The organism is Pseudomonas sp. Pseusp88, from assembly GCF_047303955.1.
GTDB lineage: Bacteria > Pseudomonadota > Gammaproteobacteria > Pseudomonadales > Pseudomonadaceae > Aquipseudomonas.
In genome coordinates this window covers 1-229 of sequence record NZ_JBGLYM010000151.1, presented here as the reverse complement: position 1 = coordinate 229, position 229 = coordinate 1, and the positions used below count along the sequence as shown (strand labels likewise).

Here is a 229-nt window from a genome sequence, read left to right as displayed (position 1 = left end):
AATGGACGCAGTCCCGATGATCGGCGAGCGAGCGGTCGTCTTCGGACAGGGAGTCGTCGGACTGCTTACGACCGCACTGCTTGCACGCCATCCTTTGGACGCACTCTACGCGGTTGACCGCCATTCGGTTCGACGCGAACGCTCACGCGCGCTCGGTGCAGATACGGTGTTCTCGCCGGATACGGCGCTTCGCGACGAACTCTCGTCCGATCTCCGCGAAGGTGTGGAT

Annotated in this window: 1 protein-coding gene; it reads left to right on the top strand. The window is 62.9% G+C overall.

From position 1 onward, the window contains the following. Window positions 1–16 precede the first annotated feature (16 nt). Window positions 17–229, top strand: a 213-nt coding sequence (locus ACCD02_RS32820) for a hypothetical protein (RefSeq protein ID WP_413310743.1), incomplete at its 3' end; no start/stop codon positions are given.